The following is a 20,225-nucleotide window of genomic DNA, read 5'->3' on the forward strand; positions in this document are numbered from 1 at the left end:
TCACCTGATCATCGCGACGGGCGGGTCAGCCCCTGCGGGCGGCCCGGCGGGCGCGCTCCACCGCGGCGAGGTGCCGGTCGGGACCACACACCGCACAGGGGGTGAAACCGTCGGTGCGCGCCTCGGTCACCGGCAGCGGGACGGTCGCGCGGCCGGCCAGCCAGCGGCAGTCGGCGAGGTGGTAGCGCGGGTGCTCGTCGACGACGAGGACCTCGTCGGCCAGGTCGACCACCAGCAGCAGGTCGGTGACCTCCACGTCCTCCTCGCCCGGGTCACCGGCGGGGTCGTGGGCCGGTACCGGCGCCGCGGCCGCTGCGGGGGACGGCGCGGTGCCCGGCCCCCGGACCGGCGGAGCCACCGTCGGCCCGTCCTCGTCGGGGGCCTCGTGCCGGCCGTGCCGGCTGCGGGCCGGTGGCTCCGCGTCCGGCGCCGTCGCCTCCGGGACCCCTGTGGGTCGCGCCGCGTCCTGCCACCCGGTCGGGCCGGCCTCCGTCACACCCGCCGTCGCCGGGCCGGCCTCCGTCGCACCGGTCGTCGTCGGGCCGGTCGTCGTCGGGCCGTGCTCGCGCGGCAGGTCGGAGGGGACGGGCGTCCGGTCGTGGTCCGTCGTCCGGAGACGGGCTATGACCAGCAGCACCGCGGCGATGCCGCACACACCCACGCAGGCCCAGTACCAGGCGGTGACGTCGGTCAGGATCCCGGTGACGAAGAGGGCGAGGCCCGCGAGCACGAGGAGACCGGCGACCACGACCACGCGGCGACTCTAACCGCGGCCCCGGTGGCCGGGCGCGCGCTGGCCACGACGCAGCAGGGCCCCCGGACGAGGTGTCCGGGGGCCCTGCGACGCCGATCGGGGAGGTCAGGCCGGGGCGTGCTGGTTCTGCCGGCTGGCCGACGACGGCTCGGCGGAGCCGCGGCTGTCGAGGTCGCGCAGGTGCGACTCGAGGTAGGAGCGGAAGCGGGTGCGGTACTCGCGCTCGAAGGTCCGCAGCTCCTCGATCTTGCGCTCGAGGCCGGCGCGCTTCTCCTCCAGGGGGCCCATCACCTCGCGGTGCCGGCGCTCGGCGTCCTGGTCGAGGGCCGCGGCCTTGGCACGGGCCTCGCGCTCCATCGCGTCGGCGCGGGTGCGGGCGTCGTTGATCATCGAGTCGGCGCGCCTCTTGGCCTCGCTGACCAGCTGCTCGCTCTTGGCGCGCGCCTCGGTGAGCATCCGGTCGCTGTTGGTCTTGGCCGAGGCCACCATCTGGTCGGCCTGGGTCTTGGCCTCGTTGACGTAGCGGTCGGCGGTCTCCGACGCCAGCGCCAGCATGCGCGAGGCACGAGCGGTGTCGTCCTCGCGGACGGCGGGCTGCGGCGGCGGCGCGGGCGCCGCCGCCGGCTCGGCGGTAACGGGCTGGGCGGTGACCCGGCCGGTGCTCGAGCCGGCGCGCAGCTCGTTGTTCTCCTCGATCAGCCGGGCGAGCTCGGCCTCCACCACGTCGAGGAACGCGTCGACCTCGTCCTCGTCGTAGCCACGCTTCCCGATCGGCGGCTTCTTGAAGACGACGTTGTGCACGTCGGCTGGCGTGAGTGGCAAGGGGCTCACCTCGGGTGGGACGGCGGGTGGGGGTCGGTCGGGGCAGCGCTCGGTCCCTCGTGCGGACCGTGGGTCACGCGGCGATGGCCAGCGACCGGGTGATGCCCCGGAGGATGTAGACGGCGATCAGGAGCACCATAAACGCGAGGTCCAGCCTGATGGACCCCAGGTTCAACGGTGGGATCACCTTCCGGATCGCCTTGAGCGGCGGGTCGGTCGTCGCGTAGACGACCTCGAGACCCGCGGCCACCAGCCCGGACGGGCGCCAGCTGCGCGCCAGGACCATCACCCAGTCCACGACGAAGCGCGCGAACAGCAGGATGAGGAAGACGAGCAGGATCGATGACACGATCTGCCAGAAGAGAGTCACTGTCCTCGCTCGTCCCGGGGCACCCGCGGTGCCGTGCCAGCCTGTCTGCCCCGGCCGGACGACCTCAGGACTGGTCGAAGAACCCGCCCTCGCGGATCTTGGCCTTGTCCTCGGCCGTCACGTCGACGTCCTGCGGACTGAGCAGGAACACCTTGGCCGTGACCGGCTCGATGCTACCGCGCAGGCCGAAGATGAGGCCTGCAGCGAAGTCGACGAGCCGTCGCGCGTCGGCGTGGTCGAGCTCGGTGAGGTTCATGATGACCGGGCTGCCGTCCCGGAACGCCTCGCCGATGGCGCGGGCCTCGTTGTACGTCTTGGGGTGCAGCGTGGTGATCCGGTAGGGCTCCCGCGCCGGGGCGGGCGCCGGCTCGGGCGCGACGGCGACCTGCTCGCGGGCGGCCAGGCCCGCGGCCGCGGCGCTCGCGACACCGGCGCCACCACCGACACCCCCGCCGAGACCGCCGGCGACGCCCCCGCCGAGGCCGCCGCCGACGGCGCCCAGCCGGGAGGGTCCGGCGGCCACCGGGGCGGAGGTGCCCGCGGTGCCGGCGCCGGAGGCGGCCGGCTGGGCCAGGCCCAGGCGGGTGGCCCCGCCGCGGCGCAGCGCGACCGGCTCGGGGTCGGGCGCGAGCTCGATGCCGCGCCCGGTGCCGCGCTCGCCGCCGCGCACCGGGTCGGCGCGCTCGTCGTCGTAGCGCCGGTCGTCGTAGCGGTCGTACTCGCCGCCGTAGGAGTCGAAGGAGCCGTGCGGCTCGGAGGCGTAGCGGTCCTCGTAGCGCCCCTCGTACCGGCCCTCGTGGCGGTCGGAGCGCCGCTCGTCGTACCGGTCGCCGTCGTAGCGGTCGCCGTCGAAGCGGTCCGCGTCGTACCGGTCGGCCTCGTAGTGGCCGGCCGGGTCGGCCTGACGGGCGTCGTAGCGCCCGTAGGCGCGCGCGTCGTCGTCCTCGACGAGCCCGAGGTAGATGCCCATCTTCCGCATGGCCCCGGCCATCAGACCTCCTCCGGTGCCCCCGGTGGGGCTCCTGTGACTGGTGTGACTCGGGGCGAGGCTAGAGGCCGGGAGCCGAAGAGCGCGGTTCCGACACGCACGAGCGTGGCGCCCGCCGCGATCGCCTCCTCGAGGTCGCCGCTCATGCCGGCCGACAGGTCCGCGGCCTCGGGGTGGTCGGCACGCAGCCGCTCGGAGAGCGCGGCGAGGCGCGCGAAGGCGGGCCCGGGTTCCTCTCCGCGTGGCGCGACCGCCATGAGCCCGCGCAGCCGCACCCCGGGGAGCGCGGCGACGTCGTCGGCGAGGCCGGGGACGTCGGCGGGCGCGGCGCCGCCCCGCTCGGCCAGCTCCCCCGCCGCGCCGCCGAGGTCGACCTGGAGGAAGACGTCGACCGGGCGACCGGCCTCCTCCCCCGCCCGGGACAGCGCCCGGGCCAGGGGCAGCCGGTCGACGGAGTGGACGACGGCGCCGGTGCGGGCCACGGTGGCGGCCTTGTTGCGCTGCAGCTGGCCGACGAAGTGCCACTCGAGGGGCAGGTCGGCGAGCGCGGCCGCCTTGGCGGTGAGCTCCTGGGCGCGGTTCTCCCCGAACGCCGTCTGCCCGAGCGCGGCCAGGGCGCGGACGTCGTCGGCCGGCCAGGTCTTGCTCACCGCCAGCAGCGCGACCGACGACGGGTCGCGCCCGGCGGCCCGCGCGGCCGCGGCGATGCGGCTCCGGACGGCGCGGAGCCGGTCGGCCGGGGAGGTCACCCCGCGATCATGGCGCGCGGACCACCGCGGCGGGGTGCCGGGTGGTCACGGCGCCGCGATCGCGGGGAGGGGTCAGCCGAGCCAGGTGACGCCGGCCTGGCGCCCGGTGACGCCGTCGCGGCGGTGGCTGAACAGCCGGCGGTCCTCGACGGTGCAGCGCGGGTCGTGCACGACCTGGGCCAGGCCGGCGCGGGTCATCAGCCCGGCGAGCCCCGCGCGCAGGTCCAGACCCGGCGTCCCCGTGCGGGTGCGCACCGCGGCCGCGGGCGCCACGCGGGCGACCTCGGCCTGCATCGCCCGCGGCACCTCGTAGCAGGCGCCGCAGACGGCCGGACCGAGCAGCGCGGTGGTGTCGGCCGGGCGGCTGCCCAGCCGGGCCATCGCCGCGAGGGTGGCGGGGACCACGCCCTGCCGCACGCCCTCCCGGCCGGCGTGGACGGCGGCGACCACCCCGGCCACGGGGTCGGCCAGGAGCACCGGCACGCAGTCGGCGACCAGGACGCACAGCACCAGGCCGGGTGTGCGGGTGACGAGGGCGTCGGTCGCCGGCAGCGGGCCCTCGACCGGGCCGTCGACGACGGCGACGCCGGTGCCGTGCACCTGCTGCATCCACACCAGCCGGTCGCCGGGCACGCCGAGCTCGCGGGCGAGTCGGGCGCGGTTGGCCGCGACGTCGGCGGGGTCGTCACCGACGTGGTCGCCCAGGTCGAACGTGTCGTAGGGCGGACGCGAGCGGCCGCCCCGCCGGTCGGTGACCACCCGTCGAGGGCGCACCGCGGACGGGGCGGCTGCAGCCCCGCTCATGCGGCCCCCGTGCCGGGACCCGCGCCGAGCCGGTGACGTGCTGGAACGGCCCCCGTGCAGGGGCCCGCCACGAGCGTGCGAGTGGTGGGGGGCACGGGGGTCCTTCTACTGACGGAGGAACTCCGGGATGTCGAGCTCCTCCTCGAAGTCCTCGTTGCCCAGCGGACGGCGTCCCGCGGCGGCGGGGGCCGCGTTCTGGACCGGCGGCAGCGGCGGCACCGTGATGCCCCCGCCGGCCTGCGGAGCCGGGCGGGCCGGCGCCGGTGCGACCGGTGCCGGGGGCACCTGGCCGACCAGCCGCTCACCGGTGGCCCGCGGGGCGGCCGGCGGCGGGCTGACCCGGGGCAGGGCCGGCGGCGGGGTCGCCGGGGCGGCGGGGACCGCGGCGACGCCGCCGTCCTTGCGCGCCGAGGGACGTCCGCCGTCGAAGCCGGCGGCGATGACGGTCACCCGCACCTCGTCACCGAGGGCGTCGTCGATGACCGCACCGAAGATGATGTTGGCGTCGGCGTGCGCGGCGTCCGACACGAGCGAGGCGGCCTCGTTGATCTCGAACAGGCCGAGGTCGGAGCCACCGGAGATCGACAGCAGGACGCCGTGGGCGCCCTCCATCGAGGCCTCCAGGAGCGGGCTGGCGATGGCCTGCTCGGCGGCGAGCAGCGCACGGTTGTCGCCGCGCGCGCTGCCGATGCCCATGAGCGCCGACCCGGCGCCGGACATGACCGACTTGACGTCGGCGAAGTCGAGGTTGATCAGGCCGGGGGTGGTGATCAGGTCGGTGATGCCCTGGACACCGGAGAGCAGCACCTGGTCGGCGGTGCGGAAGGCGTCCATGACGCTGACGTTGCGGTCGCCCAGCTGCAGCAGCCGGTCGTTGGGGATGACGATGAGCGTGTCGCACTCGTTGCGCAGCTCCTCGATCCCCGACTCTGCCTGCACGGCGCGGCGCTTGCCCTCGAAGGAGAAGGGCCGGGTGACCACACCGATGGTCAGCGCGCCGAGTTTGCGGGCGATCGAGGCCACCACCGGCGCGCCGCCGGTGCCGGTGCCACCGCCCTCGCCGGCGGTCACGAAGACCATGTCGGCGCCCTTGAGCACCTCCTCGATCTCCTCGCGGTGGTCCTCGGCGGCCTGCCGGCCGACGTCGGGCTGGGCGCCGGCGCCGAGGCCGCGGGTCAGCTCCCGGCCGACGTCGAGCTTGACGTCGGCGTCGCTCATCAACAGCGCCTGCGCGTCGGTGTTGATGGCGATGAACTCCACCCCCTTCAGACCGACCTCGATCATCCGGTTGACCGCGTTCACACCGCCGCCGCCGATGCCGACGACCTTGATGACCGCGAGGTAGTTGTGCGGAGGTGTCATGTGGGACTCCCGACCTCGACCCTCATCCTCAGGTAAAGCCTTATAGTTATGTCAACTGGGTCGACGCGCACGAAGTTAGGTGGGCGTTCGTGGGGCCTACAAGCACCCTCCCCGGCCCGGCGTGTCGCAGGAGCCGGACCTCACCGATCCCCGGCGACCCGCTGGTCACATCTGCACCACCGTCGGTGACGACCCGCCAGCCTGGAACCTCAGGTCGGGGTCGAGACCCGCTCCGGTGGTCGGCGTCGGGATCCGCACAACTCGTTTCCCGTGTCGGGCGTGTCGTGGCGGTGGGCGTGTCGGCCGACGGCGCCGTCGCAGCGGTCCGCGCGCGGGAGGACACGGAGGGCGAGCGTCGTCCCTCGCACAGGACGACGGTGGTGCGCCGGGTCGGCGTCCGGGTCCGGGGTGGCGCGGGTCCGGCCGCCGGCTACCGGAGGACGACGGCGCCGGGCGCGCTGACGTCGATCGTCGCGGCCGGGTCCAGCGCACCGGAGGCCACCTGGCCGAGCAGGGCGACCAGCGCGGCGGCCTTGTCCGCGGCCTCGTCGGGTCCGCCCCACACGACGGTCCTGCCGTCGGTCAGGGTCAGCGTCACGTCCTCGGCGCCGCTCGCCCGCGCGCCGGTCACCTCGGTGCGGACCTCGCGCGGCAGCGAGAGCAGCGCGCCGAGCGCCGCGCGGGTGGCCGGGTCGTCGGAGCCGGGGGTGGCCACGTCGAGGGGGACGACGCCGGCCGGCGGCTCGCCGGTGACGGTGTCGAACAGCACGCCGTCGGCGTCGACCAGCGAGCGGGTGCCGGCCTGCTCGACGACGGCGACCGGCCGCCGCTCGACCACGGTGACGACGACGCTGCGCGGCCAGCCGCGGGTGACCTCGACGTCGGCCACCTGCGGCAGCCGGGCCACGCGGGCCGCGGCCGCGTCGACGTCGACGCGCAGCAGCGGCGTGCCCGCGGGGACCCCGGCGGCGGTGCGCACCTGGTCGGGGGTCAGCGTCGCGGCGCCGTCGACCCGGACCGTCCGCACGGCCAGCAGCGGGCTGTACCAGAGGGCCCACCAGGCGGCGGCGACCACGGCGAGGGCGAGGGCCGCGCGCAGGACCCGGCGCCGGCGGCGCTGTGCCGGCGTGTCGGGCCGCTTCCGGCGGCGGGCCGGCCGGGCGACCTCGGCCGGGACGCCGCGCTCCCGGTCGGCGGTCGTCAGACCGGAGCGGATCACCGCGCGGCGTCCGCGCCGCCGCCCCCGGTGCCGCCGTCGCCGGCCGTCGCACCGCCGGCCATCGCACCGCCGGCCGTTGCAGCGCCGGTCAGGACGGCGAGCACCTCCGGCCCCACCATCGACACGTTGCCGGCGCCCATGGTGATCACCAGGTCGCCGGGGCGGGCGCGGGAGGCCAGCGCCGGGGCGGCGGCCGACCACGAGGGCTCGAAGTGCACCCGGTCGCCGGGCAGCGGGACGGCGTCGGCGACCATCGCGCCGGTCACCCCGGGCACGGGGTCCTCGCGGGCGCCGTAGACGTCCATGACCACGACCTCGTCGGCCAGGCCCAGGGCCTCGCCGAAGGCGGCCGCGAACTCGCGGGTCCGGCTGTAGAGGTGGGGCTGGAAGGCCACCACGACGCGGCCCTCCCCCGCCACCGCGCGGGCGGCGCGCAGCTGGGCGGTCACCTCGGTCGGGTGGTGGGCGTAGTCGTCGTAGACGCGCACGCCCGCGGCGGTGCCCTTGAGCTCGAAGCGGCGGTGCACCCCGCCGAAGCGCTCGAGCCCGGCGACGAGCCCCTCGGCGGGCAGGCCGAGCTCGAGGCCGGCCAGCAGCGCCGCGGCGCTGTTGCGGGCCATGTGCTCCCCGGGCACCCGGATGCGGACCCGCCCGATCTCGGTGCCGTCCAGGACGGCGGTCCAGCTGGTCGCCTCACGGCCGACGTCGAGGTCGGCCAGCCGCAGGTCGGCTCCGGCGTCGGTGCCGTAGGTGCGCACCCGCGCGGGGGTGGGGACGCCGCGCAGCCGCGCGGAGCCCGGGTCGTCGGCGCAGAGGACGACGAAGCCCTCCGGCGCCACCGTGCCGAGGAACCGGTCGAAGGCGGCCTCCACGGCGGCCAGGTCGCCGTAGTTGTCCAGGTGGTCGGCCTCGACGTTGGTCACGATCGCCCCGTACGGCGCGAGCAGCAGGAAGGAGCGGTCGCTCTCGTCGGCCTCGGCGACGAAGACGTCGCCCTCCCCCGCGTGGGCGTTGCTGCCCGACTCGTTGAGGTCGCCACCGATGGCGAACGACGGGTCGACGCCGCAGGCCTGCACCGCGACGGTGAGCATCGAGGTGGTCGAGGTCTTGCCGTGGGTGCCGGCGACGGCGACGCTGCGGCGCCCGGCCATCACCGCGGCGAGCGCCACCGCGCGCGGCAGGACCCGCAGGCCGCGGGCGCGGGCCCCGGCGAGCTCGGGGTTGTCCTCGCGGATGGCCGAGGAGACCACCACCGAGTCCGCGTCGCCGAGGTTGCCCGCGTCGTGCCCGAGCGCGACGCGGGCGCCCAGGGCGCGCAGCGCGAGCAGGGTGGGGGTGTCGCGCCGGTCGCTGCCGGAGACGGTCACCCCGCGGGCCAGCAGGATGCGGGCGATGCCGCTCATGCCGGCGCCACCGATGCCGATGAAGTGCACCGCGCCGAGCTCCTCCAGCGCGGGCACCGGCGCGGTCCACGCGGCGGTCGCGTCAGCGGTCACCGGCTGCCACCTCCAGGACGATGTCGGCCAGCCGCTCGTCGGCGTCGGGGACCCCGGCCGCGGCGGCGTGGGCGGCGTACCCGGACAGCGCGGCGGGGTCGGTGAGCAGGGGCACCAGCGTCGCCGTGATCCAGGTGGCGGACAGGTCGGCGTCGTCGACCAGGAACCCGCCGCCGGCCTCCACGACCGGCAGCGCGTTGCGCCGCTGCTCGCCGTTGCCGATGGGCAGCGGCACGAAGGCCGCGGGCAGGCCGACCGCCGACAACTCCGCCACCGTCACCGCCCCCGACCGGCACAGCGCCAGGTCGGCGGCGGCGTAGGCGAGGTCCATGCGCTCGAGGTAGTCGACGACCACGTAGGGCGCGGACCCGGCCGGGCGGGGCGGCACGGTCACGTCGGTGTTCTTGGGTCCCCGGGCGTGCAGCACCTGGATCCCGGCGGCGGTCAGCGCGTCGGCCGCGGCCACCGCGGCCCGGTTCAGCGAGGCCGCACCCTGCGAGCCGCCGAAGACCAGCAGCGTGGGCCGGTCGGCGTCCAGGCCGAAGGTGGCCCGGGCCTCGGCGCGGCGTGCGGCGCGGTCGAGGGTGGTGATCGCCGAGCGCAGCGGCATCCCGACGTGCTCGCCGCGGTGCAGCGGCGTGCCCGGCACGGTCACCGCCACCCGGGCGGCCAGCCGGGCGCCGACCCGGTTGGCCAGACCCGGCAGGGCGTTCTGCTCGTGGACGACGACCGGCACCCCCGCCCGGCGCGCGGCCAGGTAGGCCGGCAGCGCGACGTAGCCGCCGAACCCGACGACGACGTCGGCGCCGACCTCGTCGAGCAGCGCGCGGGTCTCGGCGACCGACCGGCGCACCCGGCCGGGGACGCGCAGCAGGTCCAGCGTGGGCCGGCGCGGCAGCGGCACCGGCGGGATGAGCCGCAGGTCGTAGCCGCGCGCGGGCACCAGCCGGGTCTCCATGCCGCGGGCGGTGCCCAGGCAGGTGATCCGCAGGGCCGGGTCGCGGCGGCGCAGCGCGTCGGCCAGCGCCAGCATCGGCTCGATGTGCCCCCCGGTGCCGCCGCCGGCCAGGACGACGCCGGCCGGCCGCGCGGCGCTCACCGGGACCGCCCCGGGCGGTCGGCCGGGCGGACGGGGACCCGCTCGGGACGCCGGCCGGCCGACGGCGCGCCGCGCCGGTCGGGCCGCGGCCCGTCGGCGGGCCGGCGGACGGGGTGGGCCTCGACCGGGCGGCGGGGCAGCGGGCCCGAGCGGGCCGGCTGCGGGTCCAGCTGCGCGGCCAGCCGCGACCCGGCGCGTGCCACCCCGCGCGAGCCGGCGCGCTCCCGGCGGGGCCGGACCGGGTCGACGGCGTGCGCGGGCACCGGCAGCAGCCAGCGGGCCAGCCGGCCGCGCTCGGCGCGGCGCGTGTGCTCGATGGCGTGGGGCTCGGAGCGGGCGAAGCGGATGAGGATCCCCACGATGAAGAGGGTGAGCACCAGCGAGGTGCCACCGGCCGAGACCAGCGGCAGCGTGACCCCGGTGACCGGGAGCAGGCCGACGACGTAGCCCATGTTCATGGCGGCCTGGCCGACCAGCCAGAGGGTGATCGCCACGCTGGCCAGGCGGATGAACGGGTCGGCCGAGCGCCGGGCGATGCGGAAGCCGGCGTAGGCCAGCACCGCGTAGAGGGTGACCACGACCAGGCAGCCGAGGAAGCCGAGCTCCTCGCCGATGATCGCGAAGATGTAGTCCGACTCGGCCTCGGGCAGCAGGTTCCACTTCATAGCGCTGTTGCCCAGGCCCACGCCCCAGAGGCCGCCGGTGGCCAGGGCGTAGAAGCCCCGGATGGCCTGGAACCCGGTGTTGGTCGGGTCGTCGAAGGGGTGCAGGAAGGAGGTGATCCGCTCCATCCGGTACTCCGAGGTGCCCACCAGCAGCACGCCGAGGGTGGCCGCGAGCGCGATCCCGATCCCCCACAGCCGCCCGGGCAGGCCACCGGCCCACAGCAGGCCCACGACCACGAGCAGGAGGCTGACGACCGCGCCGAAGTCGGGCTCGCTCATGAGCAGCCCGCACAGCAGGGCGAACACCGGCAGCAGCGGGAGCAGCAGCGTCCTGACCGTCAGGCGCCGGCCGCGCGTGGCGAGCACGTGGGCGCCCCACAGGGCGACGACGAGCTTGGACAGCTCGGAGGGCTGGAAGTCGGTGAACCCGAGGTCGATCCAGGCCCGCGAGCCGTTGTAGGCGGTGCCGACGCCGGGCACCAGGACGGCGACCAGCAGGACGGTGACCACGACCAGCGCCGCGAACGACCAGCGCCGGACCAGCCCGACCGGCAGCCGCACCGCGACGACGAGCGCGACCAGGCCGAGCGCGGCGAAGACCAGCTGGTCCAGGCCGGGCCGCCACACCGGCTCGTCGTCCAGGGCCGCCTCGATGGCCGACGCGGAGAAGACCATGACCAGCCCGATGGCCAGCAGCAGACCGGCCGCGCCGATGACCAGGTGGCAGCTGGTCATCGGGCCGTCGATCCAGGCCGGCCTGGACGGCCCCGCACCGGCGCCCGGCTCCCCCGATCGCGACGACGCCCGGCCGGGCGTGCGTCGGGTGCCGCCTCGGGACGGAGCGGTCCGGCTGTCCATCCCGTCATCGTGACCGCTGTCGCCGCCCCGCCGGGTCAGCGGCGGGGCGTGTCGCGCCGGGCGGACGCGGGCCGACCCGCTCACAGCCCGCCGCTCACAGACCGGTGACGGTGAGCCAGTCGGCGTAGAACAGGCCCAGGCCGAAGGCCACGGCCATGCCGGTGACGAGCCAGAACCGCACGATGACCGTGTTCTCCGCCCAACCGGCCAGCTCGAAGTGGTGGTGCAGGGGTGCCATGCGGAACACCCGGCGCCGGGTGGCCCGGAAGAACGCCACCTGGATGACCACCGACAGCGTGACGGCGACGAACAGGCCGCCGAGGACGACGAGCAGCAGCTCGGTGCGGGTGACGATCGCGATGCCGGCCATCAGGCCACCGAGGGCCAGCGAGCCGGTGTCGCCCATGAAGATCCGGGCCGGGCTGGTGTTCCACCACAGGAAGCCCAGGCAGGCGCCCATGGCCGCGGCGGCGACCAGGGTGACGTCGAGCGGGTCGCGCACCTGGTAGCAGCCGTCGACCGCCGCGGCGACGCAGTCGTGGGTGAACTGCCAGAAGCTCATGACGACGTAGGCGCCGAACACCATCGCCGAGCAGCCCGCCGCCAGCCCGTCGAGGCCGTCGGTGAGGTTGACGGCGTTGGAGAACCCGGCGATGAACAGGTAGGCCAGGACCACGAAGCCGATCGCCCCGAGGCCCAGCGGCGCGATGTCGCGGACGTAGGAGACGAAGTCCGACGCCGGCGTGATCCCGCCCTCGTCGGGGAAGTTCAGCCCCAGGACGGCGAAGGTCAGCCCCACCACCAGCTGGCCGACCAGCTTCGCCGTCTTGTTGAGGCCCAGGCTGCGCCGGTGGCGGATCTTGAGGTAGTCGTCGAGGAAGCCGACGGTGCCCAGCCCCACCATGAGGAACAGCAGCAGCAGGCCGGTGGCGGTGACCCCGCGGCCGGGCTGGCCGATGAGGAACAGGTGGGCGATCAGGTAGCCGCCGACGGTCGCCCCGACGATGACGGTGCCGCCCATCGTGGGCGTGCCCTTCTTCGACAGGTGCGACTCGGGGCCGTCGTCGCGGATCTCCTGGCCGAAGCCGCGGCGCCGGAAGGTGCGCACGGCCAGCGGCGTGCACAGGATCGAGATGATCAGCCCGAGGGACGCGGCGACGAGGACGGACTTCACGCGCCTGCCCCGGCGGTGAGCAGGTCGGCGGCGAGCAGTTCCAGCCCGTGGGACCGGCTGGCCTTCACCAGCACGACGTCACCGGGCACCAGCACCTCCGAGAGCAGTTCGCGGGCGGCCGCCCGGTCGGGCACGGACACGGCGCCGGTCGCGCCCTGCCCGTCGCGGGCACCGGCGGCGCGGGCACCCCTCACCATCCCCGCCGCGTCGGGTCCGACGGCCACGAGCAGGTCCACCCCGGCGGCGACGGCGTCGCGGCCGAGGCGCTCGTGCTCGCCGGTGGCGCCGGGACCGAGCTCGGCCATGCCGCCCAGGACGGCGACCCGGTGAGCGGCGGGCATCCCGGCGAGGGCGGCGAGGGCGGCGCGCATCGACTCGGGGTTGGCGTTGTAGGCGTCGTTGACCACCGTGACGCCGTCGGGGCGGCGGGTGACCTCCATGCGCCAGCGGCTGCGCGGCTCGGCCGCCGAGAGCGCGGCCGCGACGGCGTCGGGGCCCGTGCCGGCGGCGATCGCCGCGGCGGCGGCGGACAGGGCGTTGGCCACCTGGTGCTCCCCCACCACCCGCAGCGCCACCGGGTGCCGCTCGCCGCCGGCGACGAGGGTGAACCGGGCGCGCGCGGCCTCGTCGAGCGTCACGTCGTCGGCCCGGACGTCGGCGCCGGGCGAGCGGCCGGTGGTGACCACCCGGGCGCGGGTGCGCGGGGCCATGCCGGCCACCCGCGGGTCGTCGGCGTTGAGGACGGCGGTGCCCGACTCCGGCAGCGCCTCGACCAGCTCGCCCTTGGCCTGCGCGATGACGTCTGCCGAGCCGAACTCGCCGAGGTGCGCGGAGCCGACGTTGAGCACCACGCCGATGTCGGGCCGGGCCACCGCGCACAGCCGGGCGATGTGCCCCAGGCCCCGGGCACCCATCTCCAGCACCAGGTACCGGGTGTCCGCGTCGGCCGACAGCACGGTGAGCGGCAGGCCGATGTCGTTGTTGTAGGAACCGGGCGGGCTGACCGTGGGCCCGGCGGCGGCGAGCACCTGGCCGAGCAGGTCCTTGGTCGAGGTCTTGCCCGAGGAGCCGGTGATGCCCACCGTCAGGAGCCCGGCGGCGGCCAGCCGCCCGTGCACGAGCGCGGCGAGCCGGCCGAGGGCGACGACGGTGTCCTCGACGACCAGTGCCGGCAGCGGGCCGCCGGGTCGGGTGGTCAGGGCGGCGACCGCCCCGGCGGCCGCCGCGTCGTCGAGGTGGTCGTGCCCGTCGACCCGCTCGCCGGCGACGGCGACGAACAGGTCGCCGGCGGCGGCGGTGCGCGAGTCGAGCGTCACGCCGGTCACGGTGACCTCGGCGCCGGAGGGGACCACGGCGCCGACGGCCCGGGCGACCTCGGCGAGGGAGAGGGCGATCACCGGCGGGCCGCCCCGGCGCGCGCCGGCCCGGCGACGACCGCGCTGATGGCCTCGCGCAGCACGGCGCGGTCGTCGAACGGCGTCACGGTGCCGGCGACCTCCTGACCGGTCTCGTGTCCCTTGCCCGCGACCAGGACCGTGTCGCCGGGCCGGGCCAGCGCCACCGCGCGGGCGATCGCCGCCCGGCGGTCGCCGACCTCCTCGACGCTGCCGCGCCGGTCGGCCGGCACCCCGGCGACCATCGCGGCGCGGATGGCCGCCGGGTCCTCCGAGCGCGGGTTGTCGTCGGTGACGACGAGCAGGTCGCTGCCGGCCGCCGCGGCGGCCCCCATCGCCGGTCGCTTGCCGGGGTCACGGTCACCGCCACAGCCGAGCACGGTGATCAGCCTGCCCCGGGTGGCGCTGCGCAGCGCGGCGAGGGCGGTGGCGACGGCGTCGGGGGTGTGTGCGTAGTCGACGACGGCGGTGAACGGCTGGCCGGCGTCGACCGGCTCCATGCGGCCCGGGACGACGGTGGCGGCGATGCCCTCGAGCGCGGCGTCGACCGGCACGCCCACCGCGTCGAGCAGCGCGGCGGCGAGCACGGCGTTGGTGACGTTGAAGCGCCCGGGCAGCCGCACCCGCGCCGGCCAGGTGCCGCCGGGACCGGTCAGGGTGAAGGCCGAGCCGCCGTCGGGGGTCTGGGTGACGTCGGTCGCCGTCCAGTCCGCCGGAGCGCCCTCCGCCGACGCGGTGACCGCGTGCCCGCCGCGCATCCCGGCGAGCCGCCGGCCGTGCTCGTCGTCGACGACGACGACCTCGCGGGCGGCGCGGCCGTCGAACAGCAGCGCCTTGGCCTGGAAGTAGTCCTCGAGGGTGCCGTGGAAGTCGAGGTGGTCCTGGCTGAGGTTGGTGAAGCCGGCCGCGGCGAAGGGCACCCCGCCGACCCGCCCCTGCACCAGCGCGTGGCTGGAGACCTCCATGACCACGCCGTCGACGCCGGACTCGGCCATGGTCGCCAGCAGCGCGTGCAGGACCGGCGCCTCGGGGGTGGTCCGCACGCTGGGGAAGGCGGTCTCGGTCCCCCGCGCGCGGGTGCGGGTCTGCACGGTGCCGATCAGGCCGGTGGCGCGTCCGGCGGCGGCGAGGCCCGCCTCGACCAGGTAGGCCGTCGTCGTCTTGCCGTTGGTGCCGGTGATCCCGATGACCGGCAGCCGGGCGGCGGGCTCGCCGTAGACGCGGGCGGCGACGGCGCCGAGGACGCCGCGGGGGTCGCCGGTCACGCAGACCGGCAGCCCGGTGGCCGCCGCCTGCTCGCGGCCGGCCGGGTCGGTGAGGACGGCGACGGCGCCGCGGGCGGCGGCGTCGGCGGCGAAGCGGGCGCCGTGGGTGCGGGCGCCGGGCAGCGCCGCGTAGAGGTCACCGGGGCGCACCTCGGGAGAGGCGAGGGTGACGCCGCGGACGGCGGTGGCGGGGTCGCCCTGCACGGGGGCGCCGACGAGGTCGGCCAGCGCGCGGAGGGCGAGCGGGTGGTTCCCCGCTGGCCGGGGCACCGACCCGGGTCCGGTCGGGCTCACGTCGGGCCAATCTACCGGCGGGCCGGTCGCGTCCCGCGCACCCGCGCTGGCGCGGCGTCCGCCCCGGCCGGATGCGGGGGTCCGCGGCGGCCCTCGCGGGAGCGGCGGTGGCCTCCGTGCAGGGGCCCGCGGCGAGCCTGTGAGCCGTGGGGGGAGGGAGGTCCTCAGTCCCCCGCGGGTGTGCCGGATGGGGTGCGGCCGGCCGCGGCGAGCTGCTCGCCGGTCAGCGCGAAGTCCGGCCGCTCGGTGCCGGAGGGCACCACCGCCTCGTGGGTGAGCACGTAGCGCATGACGTCGGCGAACACCGGCGCGGCGACCTGGCCGCCCTCGGCGGAGCTCGTGGGCCGCTCGAGGTCGACGGCGACGACGTACTGCGGGTCGTCGGCCGGGGCGAACCCGACGAAGGTCGTGACGTAGCCACCGCCGTCGTAGCAGCCGCACTCGGGGTTGGCCCGCTGCGCCGTGCCGGTCTTGCCGGCCACCCGGTAGCCGTCGACCTGCCCCAGCGGCGCGGTGCCGCCCGGGCCGACGACGGCCTCGAGCATGTAGGCGAGGTCGTGAGCGGTGTCCTCGCTGATCACGCGGCTGGCCTCGGGGGCGTCGGGGGTCGACGTCGTCCCGTCGGGGGCGGTGACCGACTCGACCAGCCGCGGCGGGATGCGGACCCCGCCGTTGGCGATGGCCTGGTAGACCGAGGCCATCTGCAGCGTCGTCACCGACACGCCCTGGCCGATGGGCACGTTGGCCGCGCGGCTCTCGGTCCAGTCCGTGGAGTCCTCGAGGATGCCGGCGCTCTCGCCGGGCAGCTCGATGCCGGTCTGCTCCCCCACGCCGAAGGCCCGCAGGTACCGCTCGAGCGTCTCGTCGCCGACCTCGCGGGCCAGCATGATCGTGCCGACGTTGCTGGACTTGGCGAGGATGCCGGTCACCGTCCAGTCGACCGGCGCGTGGTCGTGCGCGTCGGTGACGACGACGTCGCCGGCCTGGATGTGGCCGTTCACGTTCAGCACCGTGTCGGGGGTGGCCTTGCCCTCCTGGACGGCGGCGGCCATGGTGACCGCCTTCATCACCGACCCGGGCTCGAAGACGTCGGAGACCACCGGGTTGCCCAGCAGTTCCGGGTCGGTGCTGCCGGCCTGGGCGGGGTCGTAGCCCGGGCAGGAGCCCATGGCGACCACCTCGCCGGTGTGCACGTCGAGCACGACCGCCGAGGCGCGGGTGGTCGCGCCGTCGGCGCAGGCCTGCGCCAGCCGCTGCTCCATCGTGAACTGGACGTCCTGGTCGACGGTGAGCTCGACGGTGCTGCCGTCGGTGGCCGGGGTGGACTCGTCGATGCCCGAGGGGATCGGGTGCCCGCCGCTGCCGACCTCGACCCGCCGCTGCCCGTCGGTGCCGGCCAGGGTGTCCTGGAAGCGCAGCTCGACGCCGCCGAGGCCCTCGCCGTCGCGGCCCACGAAGCCGACGACCTGCCCGGCGACGGTGCCGGCCGGGTAGAGCCGCACCGGGTCGTCCTCGAAGGAGACGCCGGCCAGGCCGAGCTCGTCGATGGCGTCGGTGGTCTCCGGCGGCACCTGCCGGGCGAGGACGACGTAGCGGCCGGCCTCGCTCAGCTGGTCGGTGAGCTCGTCGACCGGCACGTCGAGCAGGGCGGTCAACGCCAGGGCGGTGCGCTCGGGGTCGTCGACGACGGTGGGGTCGGCGACCACCCGGGAGGCCTCGACGGTGTAGGCGAGGGGGTTGCCGTCGTGGTCGACGATCGCCCCGCGCAGGGCCGCGATCGGGTAGCTCGCCAGCCGGTCCTGCTCGGCGGCGTAGGCGTAGTCGGCGCCGTCGACGCCCTGCAGCAGCACGAGCTTGCCGGTGATCACCAGCAGCGGGACGACGACGAGCACCAGGCCCCACCACAGCCGGCGCGGACCCGAGGTCAGCGGCCGCCCGCCGCGCCGGCTGCCCGGGGCGCGGCGCGGCGCGAAGGCCCCGGAGCGGGGCGGGCCGCCGTACGGCCCACCGCCGCGGGGCTCGCCGCCGCGGGGGTCACCGCCGCGGGGGTCACCGCCGCGAGGGTCACCGCCGCGGGGGTCACCGCCGCGCGGGGCGGCGGCACGGGGCGCGGCCGGGCGCAGCGGCGCACCGGGCCGCAGCGGAGCGCCCGGGCGGGCACCGCGCCCGACGGCGCGCGGAGCGGTGCGGCGGCCCGGTTCGGGGCCGCGGGGAGGCAGCGTCATCGGGACACCTCCGCTCAGCCCCCGGTCCCCGGGGCGGGCGGTCCCGGCGCCGGGGCGGGCTCCGGGGTGCCGCGCAGCGTCGCGCTGCCGTCGGGGGCGACGACGAGGTGACCCACCGTGCCCGCGGGCACCAGGCCGGCGGCGACGGCGGCCGCGGCGAGCCGGACGGGGGTGCTGCCGTCGACCACCTGCTGCTCGAGCCGCTGCACGTCCTCGGCCTTCTCCGCGTTGGCGGAGCGCAGGTCGCTGGCCTTGAGGGAGTTCACCGCGATCGTGGTGTTGAGCACGAGCAGGCCCAGCGTCGTGACCACGAGCAGCGCGACGACCAGCAGCACGAACGGCGCCCGGCGCCGGCCTGCCGCCGTCCGCCGTGCCCACCCGGCGTCCCCGCCGGTGATCAGCCGCAGCGCGGGGGTGGACCCGACGCGCGGCGCGGGCCCGGTGGTGCGGGTGCGGACCGGCCGGGACGGGACCGCGCGCAGCGGGCGCGCGGGCAGTGCCCGCACGGGCCGGGACGGGACGGCGTGGACGGTGCGCCCCGCCGCGGGGGCGGCGTCGCGTGCGGCGCCCGGCGCGGTGTCGCGCGGCGCGCGGGCGGCGGCGCTCACGCGGCCCGCCGGGTGCGCTCGGCCGCCCGGACCCGCGCCGAGGCGGCGCGCGGGTTGGCGGCCACCTCGGCCTCCGACGGCGCCTCGCCGCCGCGGGTGAGCAGCCGCAGGACCGGCCCGTACTCGGGCAGCCGGACGGGCAGCTCCGGCGGCGTGCGGTCGGTGGCGCCGGCGGCGAGGGTCTGCTTCACGATCCGGTCCTCGAGGGAGTGGAAGGTGATGACGGCGATGCGGCCGCCGACGGCGAGCGCGTCCAGCGCCGCCGGCAGCGCCCGCTGCAGGGCGCCGAGCTCGTCGTTGACCTCGATGCGCAGGGCCTGGAACGTCCGCTTGGCGGGGTGGCCGCCGGTGCGGCGAGTGGCCGCGGGGATCGAGTCGCGCACCAGGTGGGCCAGCCGCTCCGTGTGCGTGAACGGCGCCCGGGCCCGCTCCCGGACGATGGCGGCCGCGATCCGGGAGGCGAAGCGCTCCTCGCCGTACACGCGCAGCACCCGGGCGAGGTCGGCGGCCGGGTAGGTGTTGACGACGTCGGCGGCGCTGCGGGGCGCGCCGGGGTCCATCCGCATGTCCAGGGGCCCGTCGCCGGCGTAGGTGAAGCCGCGCTCGGGCCGGTCCAGCTGCAGCGAGGAGACGCCGAGGTCGAACAGCACCGCCGACACCTCGGCCAGGCCCAGGCGGTCGAGCACGTCGGGCAGCTCGTCGAACACGGCCGGCACGAGGGTGGCGCGGTCGGTGTGGCCGGCGGCGGCGATGCGGGCGGCGGCCTCGGCGCGGGCCTCGGGGTCGCGGTCCAGGCCCACCAGGCGCAGGCCGGGGTGGGCGTCGAGGAGGGCCAGTGCGTGGCCGGCCAGGCCCAGGGTGGCGTCGACGAGCACGGCGCCGTCGGCGGCGCAGGCCGGGCCGAGCAGCTCGGTGACCCGGGAGAGGAGGACGGGCACGTGCACGGGCCCCGACCGCGCCGAGTCCTGCGCCGGGCCCGACCGCGCCGAGTCCTGCGCCGGGCCCGACCGCGCCGAGTCCTGCGCCGGCGGCCGCAGGGCCTCGGGGCTGTCCATCGTCGCTCTCCTCGGGATCGGGCTCCCCGCGCGGGGAGGGCGTCCCCATCGTGGCGCGGGCAGCGGGTCGGCAGGGGGAGCTCGGCGGGCGCGCCGCGCGACGGGTGGGGCGCGCTGGACGGGCGCGTCGGGAGGGGAGCCGTCACCGGCGGGGCGGCGGGGCGGTGGGGCGCGCAGCCGGGACCGGGATGGGGTGGGACCCCCACCCCCCGCGGCTCCGCCTGGCGCCGGGGAAGTGCGTCAGGAGGACCGCGAGGGGCGGGGGTGCCCGGTGCCGGTGGCCGGTCCGACCGGCGGCGCGGGTGCGCCGCCTCGCGCGAGGACCGAGCCGCGGGGAAGGCGGTTCGGGCCGCACCCGGTCGAGCCGCGGGGAAGACGGCTCGCAGTCGGGGTGCGCGGCGGTCGGGGCGACCGGCGGGTCGGGATCAGGACAGCGTGGGCATCCCCTCGCTCTCCATGGCGGCGAAGGCCGCCTCCTGCTCCTCCACGTAGGAGTCCCACGTGGCCTGGTCCCAGATCTCGAAACGCGTGTCGACGCCGACCACGACCACGTCCCGGTCGAGGTGGGCGTACTGCCGCAGGTTCGCCGGGATGGTGATGCGGCCGGTCTTGTCCGGCTCGACCTCGACCATCGAGCCGAAGCTCATGCGGGCCCGCATGCGGGCCTCGGCGGTGTCGGCGGGGGCCATCGACGCGGCGGCGCGGCTCTGCTCGGCGACCCGGCCCATGGTGAGGCCGTAGATGCAGCGTTCCTGGCCCTTCTTGATCACCATGCCGTCGGCCACCTGCTCGCGGAAGCGGACCGGGAGCGCGAGCCGGCCCTTCTCGTCGAGACGCAGCGTGTAGCTCCCGACGAACACCGGATCACCTCCCGCATCGGTCCTCCTGTGTCCGTCCGCGGACCCGGGACGGGCCCTGGCTCCCCACCGCGCCACACCCTAACCCACTACGCCCCACCGAACACCACTCGACACCATGTCGTGACCGACGGCTCCCACCGCCTGCCGTGCAGGTCAGGGGCGGG

General features: G+C 76.9%; 18 protein-coding genes. All 18 read right to left on the bottom strand.

From position 1 onward, the window contains the following. Window positions 1–25: 25 nt before the first annotated feature. The 18 genes from ACWIZO_RS23410 to mraZ all read right to left on the bottom strand — a co-directional run bounded on the left by ACWIZO_RS23410 (window position 26) and on the right by mraZ (window position 20,061). Window positions 26–754, bottom strand: coding sequence for a hypothetical protein (locus ACWIZO_RS23410; protein ID WP_448639996.1), 729 nt, complete (start codon window positions 752–754; stop codon window positions 26–28). Between the two features lie 105 nt (window positions 755–859). Then, window positions 860–1,576 (bottom strand): DivIVA domain-containing protein, encoded by a 717-nt coding sequence (locus tag ACWIZO_RS23415; protein WP_448639997.1) that lies wholly within the window; start codon window positions 1,574–1,576, stop codon window positions 860–862. Between the two features lie 73 nt (window positions 1,577–1,649). Beyond that, a complete protein-coding gene (locus ACWIZO_RS23420) occupies window positions 1,650–1,946 on the bottom strand; it encodes a YggT family protein (RefSeq protein WP_446761225.1) in 297 nt (98 codons plus the stop codon). 64 nt (window positions 1,947–2,010) lie between these two features. Further along, window positions 2,011–2,937: a cell division protein SepF gene (locus ACWIZO_RS23425; RefSeq protein ID WP_448639998.1), complete on the bottom strand. Its 927-nt coding sequence runs from the start codon at window positions 2,935–2,937 to the stop codon at window positions 2,011–2,013. After that, complete coding sequence (locus tag ACWIZO_RS23430) at window positions 2,937–3,683, bottom strand: YggS family pyridoxal phosphate-dependent enzyme (RefSeq protein ID WP_448639999.1); 747 nt, start codon at window positions 3,681–3,683, stop codon at window positions 2,937–2,939. Before ACWIZO_RS23430 ends, ACWIZO_RS23425 begins: the two co-directional genes overlap by 1 nt. Before the next feature lie 72 nt (window positions 3,684–3,755). Then, window positions 3,756–4,487 (bottom strand): peptidoglycan editing factor PgeF, encoded by a 732-nt coding sequence (gene pgeF / locus ACWIZO_RS23435; RefSeq protein ID WP_448640000.1) that lies wholly within the window; start codon window positions 4,485–4,487, stop codon window positions 3,756–3,758. Window positions 4,488–4,592: 105 nt separating this feature from the next. Next, a complete protein-coding gene (gene ftsZ / locus ACWIZO_RS23440; RefSeq protein WP_446761229.1) occupies window positions 4,593–5,849 on the bottom strand; it encodes a cell division protein FtsZ in 1,257 nt (418 codons plus the stop codon). Window positions 5,850–6,279: 430 nt separating this feature from the next. Next, complete coding sequence (locus tag ACWIZO_RS23445) at window positions 6,280–7,068, bottom strand: cell division protein FtsQ/DivIB (protein ID WP_448640001.1); 789 nt, start codon at window positions 7,066–7,068, stop codon at window positions 6,280–6,282. After that, window positions 7,065–8,564, bottom strand: a complete 1,500-nt coding sequence (gene murC / locus ACWIZO_RS23450; RefSeq protein ID WP_448640002.1) for a UDP-N-acetylmuramate--L-alanine ligase — start codon at window positions 8,562–8,564, stop codon at window positions 7,065–7,067. The genes ACWIZO_RS23445 and murC overlap by 4 nt, the downstream gene beginning before the upstream one ends. Next, window positions 8,554–9,663, bottom strand: coding sequence for an undecaprenyldiphospho-muramoylpentapeptide beta-N-acetylglucosaminyltransferase (gene murG, locus ACWIZO_RS23455; RefSeq protein WP_448640003.1), 1,110 nt, complete (start codon window positions 9,661–9,663; stop codon window positions 8,554–8,556). Before murG ends, murC begins: the two co-directional genes overlap by 11 nt. Then, a complete protein-coding gene (ftsW, locus tag ACWIZO_RS23460) occupies window positions 9,660–11,063 on the bottom strand; it encodes a putative lipid II flippase FtsW (RefSeq protein WP_448640004.1) in 1,404 nt (467 codons plus the stop codon). The genes murG and ftsW overlap by 4 nt, the downstream gene beginning before the upstream one ends. A 217-nt stretch (window positions 11,064–11,280) precedes the next feature. Then, window positions 11,281–12,360: a phospho-N-acetylmuramoyl-pentapeptide-transferase gene (mraY, locus tag ACWIZO_RS23465; protein WP_448640005.1), complete on the bottom strand. Its 1,080-nt coding sequence runs from the start codon at window positions 12,358–12,360 to the stop codon at window positions 11,281–11,283. Next, entirely contained in the window at window positions 12,357–13,757 is a 1,401-nt protein-coding gene (locus ACWIZO_RS23470) for a UDP-N-acetylmuramoyl-tripeptide--D-alanyl-D-alanine ligase (RefSeq protein ID WP_448640006.1), read from the bottom strand. The genes mraY and ACWIZO_RS23470 overlap by 4 nt, the downstream gene beginning before the upstream one ends. Beyond that, complete coding sequence (locus tag ACWIZO_RS23475; protein WP_448640007.1) at window positions 13,754–15,313, bottom strand: UDP-N-acetylmuramoyl-L-alanyl-D-glutamate--2,6-diaminopimelate ligase; 1,560 nt, start codon at window positions 15,311–15,313, stop codon at window positions 13,754–13,756. The genes ACWIZO_RS23470 and ACWIZO_RS23475 overlap by 4 nt, the downstream gene beginning before the upstream one ends. A gap of 164 nt (window positions 15,314–15,477) precedes the next feature. Further along, the gene (locus ACWIZO_RS23480) at window positions 15,478–17,538 is read right to left on the bottom strand and encodes a peptidoglycan D,D-transpeptidase FtsI family protein (protein WP_448640008.1); all 2,061 of its coding nucleotides are present in this window, start codon (window positions 17,536–17,538) and stop codon (window positions 15,478–15,480) included. Window positions 17,539–17,552: 14 nt separating this feature from the next. Next, window positions 17,553–18,146 carry a hypothetical protein gene (locus ACWIZO_RS23485; RefSeq protein ID WP_448640009.1) on the bottom strand — a complete coding sequence of 198 codons (594 nt, stop codon included), beginning with the start codon at window positions 18,144–18,146 and terminating at the stop codon, window positions 17,553–17,555. Further along, window positions 18,143–19,201, bottom strand: coding sequence for a 16S rRNA (cytosine(1402)-N(4))-methyltransferase RsmH (rsmH, locus tag ACWIZO_RS23490; RefSeq protein ID WP_448640010.1), 1,059 nt, complete (start codon window positions 19,199–19,201; stop codon window positions 18,143–18,145). The genes ACWIZO_RS23485 and rsmH overlap by 4 nt, the downstream gene beginning before the upstream one ends. A gap of 425 nt (window positions 19,202–19,626) precedes the next feature. Further along, complete coding sequence (gene mraZ, locus ACWIZO_RS23495) at window positions 19,627–20,061, bottom strand: division/cell wall cluster transcriptional repressor MraZ (RefSeq protein WP_448640011.1); 435 nt, start codon at window positions 20,059–20,061, stop codon at window positions 19,627–19,629. Window positions 20,062–20,225 lie beyond the last annotated feature (164 nt).

The organism is Geodermatophilus sp. URMC 63 (assembly GCF_053502565.1).